This is a genomic window from Sphingosinicella microcystinivorans, assembly GCF_027941835.1.
Taxonomy (GTDB): Bacteria; Pseudomonadota; Alphaproteobacteria; order Sphingomonadales; family Sphingomonadaceae; genus Sphingosinicella.
In genome coordinates this window covers 4238053-4251910 of sequence record NZ_CP116005.1, presented here as the reverse complement: position 1 = coordinate 4251910, position 13858 = coordinate 4238053, and the positions used below count along the sequence as shown (strand labels likewise).

The window sequence follows — 13858 nt, the reverse complement described above, 5'->3', positions numbered from 1 at the left end:
AGCTAAGGGGAGAGAGGCGTGTCGAATTACAAATATTCGAGTGATCCGGTTAAGGTCATGTGGGTCAATCCTCTTGGCTATACGGATTTCGACGATCCGATCGCTGAGCTGCTCGCGGAGATCAAAGACCCGCGCACGCATCTCGAAGTGGTCTCGCTGGCCCAGCCCGTGCATACCCCTCATCTTGAGTATCGCGTCTATGAAGCGATGGTGATTGCCGACCTCGTGCGTGTGGTGCGGCAAGCATCTCTGGAAGGTTTCGACGCTCTTGCGATCGGCTGCTTCTACGATCTCGGCCTCGAGGATGCGCGTCAGATATCGGGGGACATGGTTGTTGTCGCGCCGTGTCAGGCGGCCGTGCAGATCCTCACTAATTTGTGCAATCGCTTCTCGGTGCTCGTTGGCCAGCATTTCTGGATCGAGCAGATGACTGATCGCGTTCGTTATTACGGGCAGGGGGATCGGCTCGCCTCGATGCGGCCGCTCGGGCTTGGCGTGCGCGACTTTCAGGCCGACAAGGCCAAGACCGAGCAGCGCCTGCTCGATGCCGCCCAACTGGCGGTCAACGAGGATCATGCGGAAGGCCTGATCCTCGGCTGCACCGGGGAGTTTGGCTTTTTCCAGGAACTTCAGAATGCGGTCGGCGTCCCCGTGATCGATGCCGTTTTCTCGTCGTTCAAAATGGCCGAATATCTCGGAGGGTTGAAAAAGCAGCTCGGCTGGCAAACCTCGCGAAAGGGCAGCATGGTCCAACCACCCGAAGAGGAACTGCGCGCCTACAAGATTTTCGATGCGCCGGCGCCGATCGGCAATCGCATCGTCATCAGGTGAGGGCTGGAAATCATCTTATAGGTCGAGCATCGCGGGAGAGCTCCGTGATCTACGTTCCAACGGCGTTGAACATGCGCCCGTTGCCACAAGCGATGCTTCGACTGCCTATGTCTTGCGCGGCGAAACCGCGATTGTTTGTATCTTCCGGGAGCGTAAGCTTGGTGGACAAGCCTGAATTTCAATTTCTCGTGAGCGTATGAACGCGTCGCCCTCAATCGGGACGCTTTCACCGTCTCGATGCGGGCAGATTTGTTGGAGTGGTATGGAATGAGCAAGAAGATTCGGCTGGCGACTGACGTCGGCGGCACTTTTACGGACCTGGTTTATTACGAAGTGGATGCGCAGACCGGAGGGCTGGAAGCGGTACGCACGGCGAAAGCCCATACGACTCCGCCAAATTTCGAAAAGGGAGTGATGAACACTCTCACCAAGGCCGACATCAATATCGCCGACGTGGAGTTTTTCGCCCACGGAACCACCGTGGTGATCAATGCCCTGACCGAGCGGAAAGGCGTAAAAACCGCCCTTATCACGACGCGCGGTTTTCGCGATGTTCTCGAAATCGGTCGCGGTGACCGGCCCGATTATTTCAACTTGCGCTACCGCAAGCCCGAAGTGTTCGTGCCGCGGCACTTGCGCATGGAGATCACCGAGCGAATGACTCACAAGGGCGAGGTCTACAGGCCGCTCTTGCTCGAAGAACTCGATCCGATCCTGGCACATTTCCGGCAGGAAGACGTGCAAGCCATCGCGATCTCGCTGCTTCACGCTTATGCCAATCCGGCCCATGAGCAAGCCGTGCTGGAAGCCGTGACCGCGGCTTGGCCGGAAGTGTCCGTCGTGGCTTCGCACCAGATTTCGCGGGAGTGGCGCGAATATGAACGGAGCAGCACGGCGGTGCTTTCCGCTTACGTTCAGCCGATTGCCGCCAAATATCTCGATAGCCTGTCCACCCAGCTCGATGCAGGCGGCTTTGACGGCTCGCTGTACATCATGCAGTCAAATGGCGGCGTCGACACTGTCGATGCCACTAAGGAAACACCGATTACGATGGTCGAATCAGGCCCCGCATCGGGCGTGCTCGGCGCGGCGGTGCTCGGACGTTTGATCGGCGAGCCCAACATCATCGCGCTCGACATCGGGGGTACGACTGCGAAATGTTCGTTGATCGACGATGGCCGGGTTGCAGTCACCAGCAAATATCAGATTGAGAAAAGCGGTACCTCGTCCGGTTATCCGATCATGACCCCGGTCGTTGATATCGTCGAAATCGGCAATGGTGGCGGCTCTATCGCCTGGATTGACGATGTCGGCCGTCTCCATGTGGGGCCGAAGAGCGCCGGCGCTCAGCCCGGTCCGGTCGCTTATGGGGCGGGTGGCACCGAGCCGACCACGACTGACGCCAATATGATGACGGGCCGCATAAATCCGGATTACTTCCTGGGCGGCGAGATCCAGGCCGATATGGCAGGCGTCCGCGCGGCGTTCGACCGGCTCGGCCAAAAGCTCGGCCTGAGCGCGGAGGATGCGGCACGAGGCGTCATCCGCATCGCCAACCACAATATGGTCAACGCGTTGAAGCTCGTGTCCATCAATCGTGGCTACGATCCCCGCGACTTCACCATGATCGCGTTCGGCGGTGGCGGGGCGATGCACGCCGCGGCGCTGGCAGCCGAACTCAACATCCCGCGTGTGATCATCCCTGCGAACGCGTCGGTATTCTCGGCCTGGGGCATGCTGATGTCCGACCTGCGCAGAGACTATTTGCGAACGCGTCCGGTTCCGCTGAACGAAGGTTCGGTGGAAGAGATCGAGCGTATGTTGAACGAAATGGAACAGCATGCGCTCGCGGCCTTCAAGGCGGACGGTTTCGTAGGCAACGACATTCAGTTCGAACGCTACGCGAACATGCGGTACGAGGGCCAGGAGCATACCGTCAGCGTTCGTCTGCCTGCCGAAAAGATCACGGTCGACGTGCTTGGCGCGATTCAGACTCGCTTCCATGACAGCTATGAGCGTGAATATACTTATCGCCTGCCGAATGAGGTTCACCTCATCAACTACCATCTTGTCGCCTTCGGCAAGATCGAGCAGCCGCCGATCACGAGACTGGCTTCGACAGGACAGCCTGTGAGCAATGCTCATAAAGGAACTCGCCTGGTCGATTATGACACCCTGGGTCGCCTGACCGCTGATATTTACGATCGTGAGCGACTCGAATCGGGAATGGAGTTTGCCGGTCCGGCCGTGATTGAGGAGGCTGGCAGCACCACCGTCGTTCTGCCGGATCAGGATGTACGTGTCGACGAACTCGGCAATCTGGTTATCACTTTGTGAAAGGCCCTAAGATGAACAGTTCGATTGATAGTGGGTCGATTGATCCCATCACCGTCGAGATCATTCAGTCCTCGCTCCAGGCAATCTCGGACGAGATGTTTGCGACCATGCGCAAGACGGCGATGAGCTCGATCATTTATGAAGTGCTGGATTTTGGCGTTTGCGTAACGGATGCAAAGGGCGAGCTTGCCTCTTCCGGATCGGGCATTCCCGCGTTCGTCGGTATGCTCGACTGGGGCATCAAAGCGGTCCTCGCCAAGCACAACAAGCAAGGTGACATCCTGTCGGGCGACGTCTTCGCGACCAACCGGCCGCACCATGGCGGCGTCAGCCACGGGAACGACGTCACCTTGATGCTCCCGGTCTTCGCCGATGGCGAACTGATCGCCTGGGTCGGCAACAAGGCGCACTGGGTGGACGTCGGCGGCATGTCACCGGGCTCGATCGACCCGAACGCAACGGAGATTTTCCAGGAGGGCCTGCAACTTCCGGAGGTCAAGCTTTTCGAGAGCGGTGAGCCGATCAAGTCGGTCATGGACATTCTCACGGCCAATGTTCGCCAACCCGACACGATGATCGGCGATCTGTGGGCTGGTGTGGCGTCGATGCGCGCGGGCGAAAGGCGGATCCTCGAGCTCGTCCGTAAATATGGGAAGGACGCCGTCGTTTACGCGATCGACCAATATATGGCCTATGGCGAGGCCATAAGCCGCAAGGCGCTCAAGAGCATGCCGAAGGGCACGTTCACGGCCGAGGACCGGTTCGACGACGACCGCCAGATCGTCGTCAAGGTGACGATCACCGACGATGAATTCATTGTCGACCTGCGCGGCAATCCGGACCAGGACAATGGTCCCTTCAACGCATCCTATGCTTCGACCGTGGTCGACGCTCAGATGGTGTTCAAGGCGGTCACCAGCCCCGACACGCCGGCCAATGCCGGCTCGTTCCGCCCGATGAAGGTGATCTGCGATCCCAAGAGCATCTGCAATGCGCAGCATCCAGCGGCCATGGGTCTCTATTATGAGGTCGGCATCCGCTACATGGATCTCATCTGGAAGGCGCTGGCTCCGGTCATGCCCGAGCGCTTGTCCGCCGGCCATTATGCCTCGATCTGCGGCACGATCATCGGTGGAATGCATCCCGACAGTCACAAGATGCACAGCTTCATCGAGCCGGAAATCGGTGGCTGGGGCGCTTCGAGCGACGCTGACGGAGAAAATGCGCAATATACCGGCTTCCACGGCGATACGTTCAACTGCCCCGCCGAGATCAACGAAGCCCGCAACGGCGTGATGATCGATCAATATGCGCTGAACCCCGAAGCGGGCGGCGAAGGTGAATATCGCGGCGGCAAGGGGATCTATCTCGATTACCGCATCCGCGACGACAATTGGTGGCTCACGGCGATGTATTCGCGCTCCAAATATCCGTCTTGGGGTATGGATGGCGGCCGTGGCGGTTCGGGCAATTACATCAAGATCATCCGCAGCGATGGCACCGAAGAGGTCCATACGACTTGCTCCGGTTTGCAGGTAAACAAGGATGACGTCATCCGTGTCGCTACCGGCAATGGCGGGGGTGTTGGCGATCCGCTTCGTCGCTCGCGCAACAAGGTGCTGGAGGACGTCAAGAACGGTTATGTGACGGCCGAGCAAGCCCGCACGATCTACGGTCTCGACGTCCAGGCGGCCGGGTGAGCCGAGCCATGGCCGAGCAGCTTGTTCTCTTCCGGAACGGGGCACTTGTCGACGGGACGTCGTCTGATCCGAAAGGACCGGTCGACGTCCTCGTCGAGGGCAATATCATCCGTGAAGTCTCGGACACCAGAATCACGGCCGATGGTGCGCAGACCTTTGATCTGAAGGGCCGCACGATCATGCCGGGCCTGATCGATTGTCATGCCCATCCGACCTTGACCGACATGCGCGTTATGTCGCTTGAGGAAATTCCGCAGACTCTGAATGCGATCCGGGCAACGGTGGTGATGCGCGGCATGCTGGACCGTGGCTTCACCACGATTCGTGATGCGGCGGGAAGCGATTGGGGCCTGAAGGAGGCGGTCGCCAGCCGTTCCATACCGGGCCCGCGCCTGTTCATCTCCGGCAAGGCCTTGAGCCAGACCGGCGGGCATGGCGATTTCCGACGCCGGACGGATTCCACGATGATGCCGTGCAGCTGCAGCCATGCTCTGCATATGACCTCCCGTGTCGCGGACGGCGTCGACGAGATCATCCATGCAGTGCGGGATGAGATGCGCAAGGGCGCTGACCAGATAAAGGTCATGGTGTCGGGCGGCGTGTCCTCCCCGAACGATCCTCTCGAAGGTTGCCAATATTCGGCCGAAGAATTGCGCGCCGCCGTGGATGAGGCTGCGCGCTGGGGCACCTATGTCCTGGCCCACGCCTACACGCCGGAGGCGATCAGCCACGCCGTCCATTGCGGGGCGCGGACGATCGAACACGCCAATCTGATCGACAAGGGGGCCGCGGAGTCGGTCGCCGCGGCTGGCGCCTATGTGGTGCCGACGCTTGTCACATATGATGCGCTGGACGAACTTGGCGAAAAGCTTGGCCTCAGTCAGGCGATGCTCGAAAAGCTCGCAGTCGTACGCCGCGCCGGCATGAACTCGCTCGAAATCTGTCGTGCCGCAGGGGTGAAGATGGGATTCGGCACGGATTTGCTTGGCATTACCCACGACTATCAGTCGCGCGAATTTCTTTTGCGCGCTCAGGTCGAAAAGCCGCATGAGGTCATCGCCTCGGCGACCCGTGTGAATGCGGAGATCGTCCGTCGGGAGGGGAAACTCGGCGTGATTGCGCCTGGAGCAGTGGCAGACATTTTGGTCGTCGACGGCAATCCGCTCGCCGATCTGCAATTGCTTCAGGGGCAGGGCCAGCACCTGCTTGCGATCATGAAGGATGGCCACTTCCACAAGAACCGGCTTTCCGAACTCTCATAGTCACGATCTGGCCCGCGCATGAAGCGGGAAAACTCCACAAGGGAAACAGAAACATGCCCAGAATAGTGCGCTTGGACAGAATCGGCGATCCCGAAGTTTTGCAGCTTGTTGATGTCGACCTCGAAGCGCCAGGCCCCGGAGAAGTCCGGTTCCAGGTGGCTTCGTTCGCGCTCAATCGTGCCGATTTGTTGTTCATGCGAGGGCAGCATTACACCTTGCCTGTTCTGCCGGCGCGCATCGGATCCGAGGCGACCGGGGTCGTCGACGCCGTGGGCAGCGGCGTGTCTCAATTCAAACCAGGCGATCGCGTCTCATCCATCCCTTTCCACACGACGCGGCACGGCGTGCAGGGCGAATATGCGATCGTCCCCGAGGAGTTTCTGGTCGCCTGGCCGGACGGTGTCGACGCGCACGAGGGATGCTCGGCCTGGATGCAATATCTGACGGCTTATTTTGCTCTCGTCGAAGTCGGGCGCATGACCGAGGACGATTATGTTCTCGTGCCGGCCGCGAGCAGCAGCGCAGGCCTCGGTGCGCTGCAGATCATAAAAATGTATGGCGCGACGGCGATTGCCACTAGCCGCAACTATAAGAAGAAAGCCCGGCTTCTGGAATCGGGCGCCGATCACGTCATCGTTACCGACAGCGATAATGTCCGGGACAGCATCATGGAGATCACCGGCGGCAAGGGTGTGCGACTTTCATTCGATCCGATCGGAGGCGATTTCCTGGCCAGCTACGTCGATGCCCTCGATCAGGACGCGATCATCCTCCCTTATGGCCTGCTTTCGGGCGACGATTTCAAAGTGCCGGTCGCGCCGATGGTGCGAAAGTCCGCGATCGTCCATCCCTTCTCGATGTTCAATCATGTGAACAAGCCCGATCAGCTGGCGCGCGGCAAGGACGTCGTGCTCCAAGGCCTGCGTAGCGGCAAGCTGCGTCCTCACGTCGACAGAATATTCCCTTTCGACGATACGGTCGGCGCTTATAATTATATGGAAAGCAACGTGCAGATGGGGAAGATCGTCGTCGAGGTTTCGAAGGACGTTTTCTAGGGACAGGATCTGTAATTTGCAGAAGCTCGGCGGTTGTCACTTGAGGGTTTCAAGGATCTGTCCGCACTCGCCGTCCCGGAGGACGGTGGTGCTGTATCGGGTCTTACAAGGTCGGACGTTGAATTGACTCGAAGCGGGCTTGGTAGCCCATCCGGTAACCTTCGCAGATCGTCCGTCCCTGCGTTCCCTCGCGGGACACTGCCATCGGGTTAGCTGGAGAGCATCACCGCTGGCATCTGGATACTATCGCATCTCAAGCTTCGAACAAGGTCCCGTCGCGCAGCATGGCATGCATGATGACGGCGAGCCGGCGAGCGAGCGCAACGCGGGCCTTTCGCAGCCCACGTCGCTTGGCGATCTTGAGTGCCCAGGTCTTCAGCGCGAAGCTCTGGCGGGTGCGCGTCAGGATCGAGTTGGCCGCCTCGTAGAGGAGCTTGCGGACTGTGCTGTCACCCTGCTTGGTGATGCGACCTGTCCAGTCGAGCTCGCCCGACTGGTGCCGTCGGGGAACGAGCCCGAAGTAGGCGCCCGCTGTTCGCGATCGCTTGAACCGGCTCGCGTCGTCGACAGCGGCCGCGAACGCAGCGGAGGTTTGCACGCCCACGCCAGGGATGCTCATCAGGGCCTGGCAGGCAGGCGAGGATACGCTGATCATTTTGAGCTGACGATCCAGCTGCCTGATCCCGTCAACAAGACCTTCGCGGGCGCGGAGCAGACCTATGAGTCATCGTGTAATTTGTGGCTGCTTCCTCGGGCCGGCTGCGCGGCGCACCTTCTGGTTGTCGGACCTGAAGGAAGGAAGCAGCCATGAAGCACTACGCCGGAATCGACCTGTCTATGGAAACGTCGCACGACTGCGTCGTCGACGCCGATGTGAGGTGACACGGCGAGAGTGGTCCAGTTGCAAAGTTAGTTTTTCCGACGGATTTTTCCTTTTTTGAGGAGGTACGTCGATGAAGAAGCAAAGGTTTTCTACGGTGTCCGTCGTCAGAACATTTGGCACAATTCACGGCGTAGATTTACGGAGCGTGGGCCTCGTCTTGGATTGATTGTTGATTGTCGCTGAGAAGTGACCCGGGGCGGGCATAAATTTCCACTGAGAATTGACCCATGTTGAACTTCCCCCTGGCTGTCAAACGGCGTTCAAAAGGGACCCCCGATCGGCGTCGAAGAGGGACCCCCTTTTCGGATAATATGATGCTGGTTTGTTGAAGATGGCCTTGCGCTGCGTGCGGCGGAGGGCGGGCGTAGCCCGACCGGAGGCGCGCGCAGCGCAAGATAGATTTTTGAAGGCGCCGAAGGTGGCTGTCAGCTGCGGTTTTTGAAGCGCCAGCTGTCGTTGCCCGTCTCGACGATATCGCAGTGGTGGGTGACGCGGTCGAGCAGCGCCGTGGTCATCTTGGGATCGCCGAACACGGTCGGCCATTCGCCGAAGGCGAGGTTCGTGGTGATGATGACGCTGGTCCGCTCATAAAGCTTGCTGATGAGGTGGAACAGCAACTGCCCTCCCGAGCGGGCGAACGGCAGATAACCGAGCTCGTCGAGCACGATCAGGTCGAGCCGCGACAGCTGCGCCGCCAGGGTCCCGCCTTTGCCGATCCGGGTCTCCTCTTCGAGGCGTGTCACCAGATCGACGGTGTTGAAGTAGCGGGCGCGAGCGCCCCTTCGCACGACATTGGCGGTGATCGCGATGGCGAGGTGGGTCTTGCCTGTCCCCGTGCCGCCGACCAGCACGATATTGCGGCGAGGCGGGAGGAAGGAGCCATCGTGAAGGGAGCGGATCATCTCCTCATTGATCGGTGTGCCCTCGAAGCTGAACCGCTCCAGGTCCTTCACCACGGGCAGCCTCGCAGCCGTCATCCGATAGCGGATGGAGGCTGCATCCCGGTGGGTCGCCTCAGCACGGAGCAGGTCGGTCAGTATCTCCATGGTGGTGCGCTTGCGCTGGAGGCCGGTGGTGACCGCCTCGTCGAACGCCGCCGCCATGCCCTTGAGTCCGAGGCCGCGCATCGTGTCGATCATATCATGCCGCTGCATCATAGCCTCGCAGCAGATCATAGCGGGCACAGTCGGCGAGCGGAGGATGCTGCAGCATCCGGTCTTCCGAAGTGACGATGCTGTGGGGTGTCGCCGGCTCGCGGCGCCGGGAGAGGATGTTGAGGATCAGCTCGTCGCTGGCCGTTCCGTTCGCCAACGCTTCGCGCACGGCAGCCTCTACCGGCTCCAGGCCATCGGTGAGCACCGCCGAGAGGACCCGCACGAACCTGCGATCGGCCTCGTCCCCGGTGCCGAGCCTTCGCCGTAATCGGTGCAGGGCGGGCGGCAGATCCCAGTCCTGGAACGGTGCGCCGTTACGCAGCGCGCCGGGCTTGTGCGCGAGGACCGGCAGATAATGCCAGGGATCGTATATCGTGCGGTTCCGACCGAAGTGGCGCTCATGCTCCCCGACGATCGCATCGCCGCAGCGTATGACGATGCGATCGGCATAGGAGCGCACCTGAACGGTCCGGCGTGCGGCCGTCGACATGACCGAGTAGCGGTTGCGATCGAAGCTGATGAGGCAGGTGCCGGTGACGGCATGCTCGCTCTCATGGAAGCCGTCGAACGGTGCCAGGATCGGCTGCAGGGCCGGTCGCTCCATATCCAGCGCCTCGGCGACGGTAATATCCCCGCGTTCGGGATGGGCATGATGCTCGGCCCAGCGCCGGCACTCGGCCTCCAGCCACCCGTTGAGCTCGGCCAGGCTGGCGAACCGGAGTCGCGGCTGGAAGAAGCGGCCTCGGATCGTCTGGACCTGCTGCTCGACCTGGCCCTTCTCCCATCCCGCCGCCGGCGAGCAGGCGGTCGGCTCGACCATGTAATGATCGGTCATGATCAGGAAGCGGCGGTTGAACACACGCTCCTTGCCGGTGAACACGGCCGTCACCGCCGTCTTCATATTATCGTAGATACCGCGTCGCGGCACACCGCCGAAGAACGCGAACGCCCGGGCATGGGCATCGAACAGCATCTCCTGGCCCTCGCGCGGATAGGCCCGGACATAGGGTGCGCGCGAGTCGCAGAGACGCATATGCGCCACCTTCACCCGCATCGGCTTGCCGGCGATCTCCACATCCTCGTGGCTCCAGTCGAACTGGTAGGCCTCACCCGGCTGGAAGGTCATCGGGATGAACGCCGGTGCGCCTTCGCCAGCATCCTTCCGCCGCGCAGCACGCCAGCGCGCCGCATAGCGGCGCACCGCATCATAGGATCCATCGAACCCCTCGCGCACCAGCAGGTCATGGATACGCGTCATCCGTAGCCGATCGCGGCGGCCGCGACCTTCGTTCTCCTCAAGCAGCGCATCGAGACGATCCTGATAAGGACCGATCCGCGGCAGCGGCTGGACTTTGCGCTGATAGTTGAACGCCGCCTCCGGCGACCGGATCGCTTTGCGGACGACCTTCCGCGACAAACGAAGGTCACGAGCGATCGCCTTGATCGCCTTACCCGCTGCATGCTCACGCCGAATCCGAACCACTGTCTCCACGATCAACATCCCGTTCTCGCCAACTGATCAAAACCAGTCGGCCGACTAAATCCCCGGGATGAAGGGGTCCTTTTTGCACGCCGATCACCCCACGAAGGGGGTGCCTATTGCACGCTGATCCTCACCCTGGCTTTGACGAGCGAGGGGTCAAGGAGTGTTGGACATGGCGTTATTGAGCTTTATTCGTCGCTGGTATTTTCGCGACCAGCTATCGATCCGGGAGATAGCGAAGCGTACCGGCCTCTCCCGCAATACGATCCGCAAGTATTTGCGATCGGACACGGTGGAGCCTCGATTCAAGGTGCCGGAACGGCCGAGCAAGCTCGACCCGTTTGCTGAGCGCTTGTCGGTCTGGCTGCGGCGCGAGATGGGACGGCCGCGCAAGCAGAAGCGGACGATCAAGCAGTTGCATGCTGATCTGGTGAGCCTGGGCTTCGACGGTTCTTATGGCCGCGTGGCGGCCTTTGCGCGGGACTGGCACGAAGATTATCGCCGTCAGCAGCAGATGAGCGGCAAAGGGACCTATGTGCCGCTGTCGTTTGCGCCGGGCGAGGCGTTCCAGTTCGACTGGAGCGAGGACTGGGCGATTATCGATGGTGTGCGCACGAAGCTGCAGGTGGCGCACTTCAAGCTCAGCTACAGCCGCGCGTTCCTTTTGCGGGCCTATCGGCTGCAGACCCATGAGATGCTGTTCGACGCCCATAATCACGCGTTCCGTGTGCTGGGCGGCGTTCCGCGCCGGGGTATTTACGACAATATGCGCACTGCGGTCGACAAGGTCGGACGCGGCAAGGTGCGCAACGTCAACACCCGCTTCCTGACGATGGTGAGTCACTATCTGTTCGAAGCTGAGTTCTGCAATCCGGCAGCGGGCTGGGAGAAGAGCCAGGTCGAGAAGAATGTTCAGGATGCGCGGCATCGGCTGTGGCAACCGACACCGCAGGCCGAGACGCTCGAGGAGCTCAACCTGTGGCTGAAGGCGCGCTGCAAGGCGTTGTGGCAGGATATACCGCACGGCATCGAACCGGGCTCGGTGGCTGATGCGTGGGCCGATGAGGTGGAAAGCCTTATGGCGGTGGGGCGACCGTTCGACGGCTTTGTAGACTATGGCAAGCGGGTCTCACCGACCTGCCTCGTGCACTTTGAACGCAACCGCTACAGTGTGCCGGCCTCGTTCGCCAATCGGCCCGTCAGCCTGCGCGTTTACCCCGATCGCTTCCTCGTGGTGGCCGAAGGTCAGATCCTGTGCGCGCATCAGCGTATCATCGATCGGTCACACGATGGTCCCGGGCGCACGGTCTACGACTGGCGCCATTATCTGGCGGTGGTGCAACGCAAGCCCGGAGCGCTGCGTAACGGCGCACCGTTCCTCGATCTGCCTGATGCGTTCCAGCAGCTTCAACGCCATCTGCTGCGTACAGCAGGCGGTGATCGGGAGATCGTCGAGATCCTCGCCCTGGTGCTTCATCATGACGAAGACGCCGTGCTGAGAGCGGTTGCGATGGCGCTGGAAGCCGGCGTTCCAACCAAGACCCATATCCGGGGGCCTGCGGCACCGGCTGATCGACGCAAAGCCGATCATGACACCGCCGGTGACGGCGCCGCAGGCGCTCAGGCTGGTGAGCGAGCCGATGGCCAATGTGGAGCGCTATGATGCGCTGCGCCGGGAGAACCGCCATGCGTCATGATCCCGCCAGCGGCGCTATCGTGGTCATGCTGCGCAGCCTCAAGATGCACGGCATGGCGCAGGCGGTCACCGATCTTATGGAACAGGGCGCGCCTGCGTTCGAGGCGGCGGTCCCGATCCTCTCCCAGCTCCTGAAAGCCGAGACTGCCGAGCGGGAGGTGCGCTCGATAGCCTATCAGCTGGGTGTCGCGCGGTTCCCCGCCTATCGCGACCTGGCAGGCTTCGACTTCGCGAGCAGCGAAGTGAATGAGGCGCTGGTCCGCCAGCTCCATCGCTGCGCGTTCATCGACGATGCGGACAATGTCGTGCTGGTGGGCGGGCCCGGCACGGGCAAAAGCCACCTCGCCACGGCGCTGGGCGTACAGGCGATCGAACATCACAGGAAGCGCGTCCGGTTCTTCTCGACGGTTGAGTTGGTCAATGCGCTCGAACAGGAAAAGGCAGGAGGAAAGGCCGGGCAGATCGCCAATCGGCTCGTTCACTCCGACCTTGTGATCCTCGATGAGCTCGGCTACTTGCCGTTCAGTGCTTCAGGCGGCGCGCTACTGTTCCATCTGCTGAGCAAACTCTACGAACGCACCAGCGTCATCATCACCACGAACCTGAGCTTCAGCGAATGGGCCAGCGTGTTCGGCGATGCCAAGATGACCACCGCGCTCCTCGACCGGCTCACCCACCACTGCCACATCCTCGAGACCGGAAACGACAGCTTCCGGTTCAAAAACAGCTCGGCCCAAAAGCCCAGAACCAGAAAGGAGAAAACCCCAGCTTGACCCCATCATGATATCCGAAACATAACCACAGGGCGGGTCACTTCTCAGTGAAAATCCCGGGTCACTTCTCAGCGACAATCAACAGCCCGCTCCTTTTCAACACTTTGGTTCGAGCGGATATGCGCGGGTATCTGGCTTCGGGGCCGTTCAGCGCAGGGCTCATTACCCTGTCACGATGGCCCGTCGCTCGCCGGGATTCTACCCCCGATAGGCGGCTAGTCGGGACCTTATCTAGTTGGCCCGGGGAGTAACTCCATCGGGTAGACGCAGTGTTTGACGAAGCGTCCCGGCTGCTTAGCGGCTGCTGCGCGCGTAGGCGATGATCGACAAATAGGTCGTCGGCCCCGGTCCGATTCGCTCGGGCCCGTGCATGGCGCCCGAATCGAACAGCATCGAATCGCCCGGGCGCAGCTCATAGGTGCTGCCGCCATGACGATAGGTCAGCGTGCCGCTCAACATGTAGATGAAACGCATCGCCATAGGTTGCACGCTCTTGCGATCCCCTGGCCCGATCAATCCCTCGACATAGGCCGGGCACATCCGCGCCCTGCGCCGATCACCCAGCAGCCCCACAAAGGGCCCAAGCCGCTCCGTCAGCTCATCCCGCCACGCATCCGCCATCGCCAGCCTCCACACGCTGACGATCTTGAATCACGATAAGCGACTCTTGTGAATCTCAAAAAT

General features: G+C 60.9%; 9 protein-coding genes and 2 pseudogenes. 7 read left to right on the top strand and 4 right to left on the bottom strand.

Annotated elements, in window-relative coordinates; translation table 11 throughout:
- The first annotated feature begins 18 nt into the window (after positions 1–18).
- The 5 genes from PE061_RS20525 (at position 19) to PE061_RS20505 (ending at position 7185) form a co-directional block, all read left to right on the top strand.
- The gene (locus tag PE061_RS20525) at positions 19–831 is read left to right on the top strand and encodes an aspartate/glutamate racemase family protein (RefSeq protein WP_271256987.1); all 813 of its coding nucleotides are present in this window, start codon (positions 19–21) and stop codon (positions 829–831) included.
- 267 nt (positions 832–1098) lie between these two features.
- Positions 1099–3168 (top strand): hydantoinase/oxoprolinase family protein, encoded by a 2070-nt coding sequence (locus PE061_RS20520; protein WP_271256986.1) that lies wholly within the window; start codon positions 1099–1101, stop codon positions 3166–3168.
- An 11-nt stretch (positions 3169–3179) separates the two neighbouring features.
- Positions 3180–4868: a hydantoinase B/oxoprolinase family protein gene (locus PE061_RS20515; RefSeq protein ID WP_271256985.1), complete on the top strand. Its 1689-nt coding sequence runs from the start codon at positions 3180–3182 to the stop codon at positions 4866–4868.
- A gap of 8 nt (positions 4869–4876) precedes the next feature.
- Positions 4877–6130 (top strand): metal-dependent hydrolase family protein, encoded by a 1254-nt coding sequence (locus PE061_RS20510; protein WP_271256984.1) that lies wholly within the window; start codon positions 4877–4879, stop codon positions 6128–6130.
- Between the two features lie 71 nt (positions 6131–6201).
- The gene (locus tag PE061_RS20505) at positions 6202–7185 is read left to right on the top strand and encodes a zinc-dependent alcohol dehydrogenase family protein (protein WP_271256983.1); all 984 of its coding nucleotides are present in this window, start codon (positions 6202–6204) and stop codon (positions 7183–7185) included.
- 253 nt (positions 7186–7438) lie between these two features.
- Here the strand turns inward: PE061_RS20505 and PE061_RS20500 are convergent.
- From PE061_RS20500 to istA (PE061_RS20490), 3 genes and pseudogenes are all read right to left on the bottom strand, one after another.
- A pseudogene (locus PE061_RS20500) lies at positions 7439–7903 on the bottom strand (transposase); the annotation flags it as partial.
- A gap of 590 nt (positions 7904–8493) precedes the next feature.
- Positions 8494–9222, bottom strand: coding sequence for an IS21-like element helper ATPase IstB (istB, locus tag PE061_RS20495; protein ID WP_031304487.1), 729 nt, complete (start codon positions 9220–9222; stop codon positions 8494–8496).
- The gene (istA, locus tag PE061_RS20490) at positions 9209–10723 is read right to left on the bottom strand and encodes an IS21 family transposase (RefSeq protein ID WP_021238707.1); all 1515 of its coding nucleotides are present in this window, start codon (positions 10721–10723) and stop codon (positions 9209–9211) included. Before istA (PE061_RS20490) ends, istB (PE061_RS20495) begins: the two co-directional genes overlap by 14 nt.
- Before the next feature lie 154 nt (positions 10724–10877).
- Between istA (PE061_RS20490) and istA (PE061_RS20485) the strand changes: the two are divergent.
- Together istA (PE061_RS20485) and istB (PE061_RS20480) are read left to right on the top strand one after the other, a co-directional pair.
- Positions 10878–12402: pseudogene (istA, locus tag PE061_RS20485) on the top strand (IS21 family transposase).
- Positions 12392–13174, top strand: coding sequence for an IS21-like element helper ATPase IstB (gene istB / locus PE061_RS20480; RefSeq protein WP_271256982.1), 783 nt, complete (start codon positions 12392–12394; stop codon positions 13172–13174). Before istA (PE061_RS20485) ends, istB (PE061_RS20480) begins: the two are co-directional and overlap by 11 nt.
- A 294-nt stretch (positions 13175–13468) precedes the next feature.
- On the opposite strand, the gene PE061_RS21705 is transcribed toward istB (PE061_RS20480), so the two are convergent.
- A complete protein-coding gene (locus PE061_RS21705; protein WP_336297009.1) occupies positions 13469–13795 on the bottom strand; it encodes a cupin domain-containing protein in 327 nt (108 codons plus the stop codon).
- Positions 13796–13858 lie beyond the last annotated feature (63 nt).